Source organism: Streptomyces sp. NPDC059456, assembly GCF_042750055.1.
Classification (GTDB): Bacteria; Actinomycetota; Actinomycetes; order Streptomycetales; family Streptomycetaceae; genus Streptomyces.
Map to the genome: position 1 here is coordinate 1 of NZ_JBHYVA010000953.1, position 2,460 is coordinate 2,460.

At 78.4% G+C, this 2,460-nt stretch carries 2 protein-coding genes; both read right to left on the reverse strand.

Annotation, left to right across the window (positions count from 1 at the left end; genetic code table 11):
• Nucleotides 1-152: 152 nt before the first annotated feature.
• Nucleotides 153-1,565: a phytoene desaturase family protein gene (locus tag ACFXA3_RS40975; protein ID WP_385196317.1), complete on the reverse strand. Its 1,413-nt coding sequence runs from the start codon at nucleotides 1,563-1,565 to the stop codon at nucleotides 153-155.
• A 66-nt stretch (nucleotides 1,566-1,631) separates the two neighbouring features.
• Nucleotides 1,632-2,267 (reverse strand): DUF4126 domain-containing protein, encoded by a 636-nt coding sequence (locus ACFXA3_RS40980; protein ID WP_385196319.1) that lies wholly within the window; start codon nucleotides 2,265-2,267, stop codon nucleotides 1,632-1,634.
• Nucleotides 2,268-2,460: the final 193 nt, after the last annotated feature.

Consider the following 2,460-nt stretch of genomic DNA (forward strand, 5'->3'; position numbering starts at 1 on the left):
CTGCACAGGGGAGAGTCGTGAATCACCGCACCGCCACCGCAGTCCTGGGGGGGCGGCACACCGGGGGCCCCCCGTCCCCCCCCCGGCCGCGCCCCCGGGAGTTCCCCCGGGGGGCGCGAGTGTGTCACGGCCGGTGTGTCACGGCCGGTCCGTCACCGGGAGCCGCGGAACCCCGCGCCCTCCACGATCAGGCCGGCCACCAGGGCCCCGGTCATCCCGGCGTGCGCGAGCCCGCCGCCGGGGTGCGCCCAGCCGCCGGCGAGGAACAGCCCCGGCAGGGCCGTGGTGTTGGCGGGGTAGAGCATCCGGCCGTCCGCTCCGGCCAGCGCGGGCGGGGGCACCGCGCCCCCGGGTGCGCCGGTCGCCGCCTCGATGTCCGCGGGCGTGCGCACCTGCGTCCACAGCAGCCGCTCGCGCAGCCCCGGCACGGCCCGGGCCGCCAGGTCCAGCAACTCCTGCGTACGGCCCGCAGGGGCGCCCTCAGGGCCGCACACGGTGCTCACGGTGACCGCCTCGTGGTCCGCGTCGGGCCGTACCGCCGGATCGTCGGGGCGCAGCACGGTCAGCTGGGCGCCGGGGGAGTGGACCAGGGTGCGGTGGACGGCGTCCGCGGGGCGGGCGCCGCGCAGCGCCAGCAGCAGGGTGAGCCGGCTCGCCACCCCCGGCCCGCGGGCGGGAGCGCCGCCGGCCGGCAGCGGGGCCCCCAGCCGCCGCGGGTCGGCCCCGCAGACCACGAAGTCGGCCGCGGCCTCGCCGCCGTCGGCCAGCAGCAGCCCGGCCGCCCGGCCGTCCCGCTCCAGGACCTCCCGGACCGGGGCGTCGAAGACGAAGTCGACCTTCCGCTCCCGGCAGCGCTCGTGGACGGCGGTGGCCAGCTCCCGCATCCCGCCGCGCACGTACCAGCTGCCGAAGGTCTGCTCCATGTACGGGAGCACGGCCGCGGAGGCGGGCGCCGTGGCCGGGTCGACCCCGTACGCCCGCACCCGGGCGGCCAGGAGCTCGCCGAGCTCCCCGCCCAGTTCGCGCGCGGCCACCTCGGCGAGGGTCGGCGGGCGGCGGCGCAGCAGGCCGCTCCTGCGCACCGCGGGGTACGGGTCGCGGCCCAGCACCTGCCAGTCGGGGCGCAGCGGCTCCTCCAGCAGGGGGCGCCGGGTGGCGTTCCAGGCGTCCCGGGCCCGGCCCAGGACGGCGTTCCAGCGGTCGCCGGCGCCCGCGCCGAAGGTCTGGTCGAGGACGGTGGCGGCGCCGCCGCGCGAGCCGCCCGGGAGGGTGACGGCGGTGCCGTCGGCGAGGACGTGCCGGACGGCCGGATCGGCCTGGACCAGCTCGACGCAGTCCTCCAGGGGCCGCTTGCCGGTCTTGACGAACAGGTCGCGGTAGACGGCGGGCAGGTGCAGCAGACCGGGACCGGTGTCGAAGGCGAAGCCGTCGCGCTCGTACCGGCCGACGGAGCCGCCGTACGTGGACCCGCGCTCGTACACCGTCACCCGGTGCCCCGCCACGGCCAGCCGGGCCGCCGTGGCCATCGCGCCCATGCCGGCGCCGATCACCGCAATTCGTGCCATGCGGATGACCCTACCGAGCGGGATCGCAGGAGGTCGGCGGCGGGTCGGTGCAGGGCCGGGGCCGGGTCAGCGGGGTGGCGCCGGGGCCCGGGAGGCCGCCTCGCGCTCCTCGGCGCCGAGCCGTTTCTCCTCGCGGCGCTGGGCCCGGCGGCGCAGGAAGCGGCGGATCCGGGTCCAGAGGAAGACCAGTATGGCCAGCCCGGCGGCCAGCAGGACGGCCGCGATGATCGCGGCGGCCTGCGGGTTGAACATCGCGAAGGTGACGATGCCGGCCACGCCCAGGTCCTCGGCGGTGCTCAGCGCGATGTTGCTGAACGGCTCCGGTGAGGTGTTGACGGCCATGCGGGTGCCGGCTTTGACGAAATGGCTGGCCAGTGCCGTGGAGCCGCCGACCGCGCCGGCGGCGATGTCGGAGAGCGAGCCGCTCTGGCCGGCCAGCAGGGCGCCGACCACCGCCCCGGCCACCGGGCGGATCACGGTGTGCACCGCGTCCCAGACCGAGTCCACGTACGGGATCTTGTCGGCGACGGCCTCGCAGAGGAACAGCACACCGGCGACGATCAGCACGTCGGTGCGCTGGAGGGACGCGGGGACCTCGTCGGTCAGCCCGGTCGCGCCGAAGAGGCCGAGCAGGAGGACCACGGCGTAGGCGTTGATCCCGCTGGCCCAGCCGCTGGTGAAGACCAGGGGGAGCACACTCACCGGGTCATCATGCCGCAGGACGCGCCGCGGCAGGGACGATCCGGAAGACGGACCGGGGCGGCCGCCGGGACAGAGCCGTGGGGGGGGGCGGGGGGGGCGGCGCGGGCCCCCCCCCCCCCCCCCCCCCGCGCGCGCCCCCCCCCCCGCCCCGGGGCGGGCGGGCGGGGGGGGGGCGCCCCCCCCCCCCCCGCGG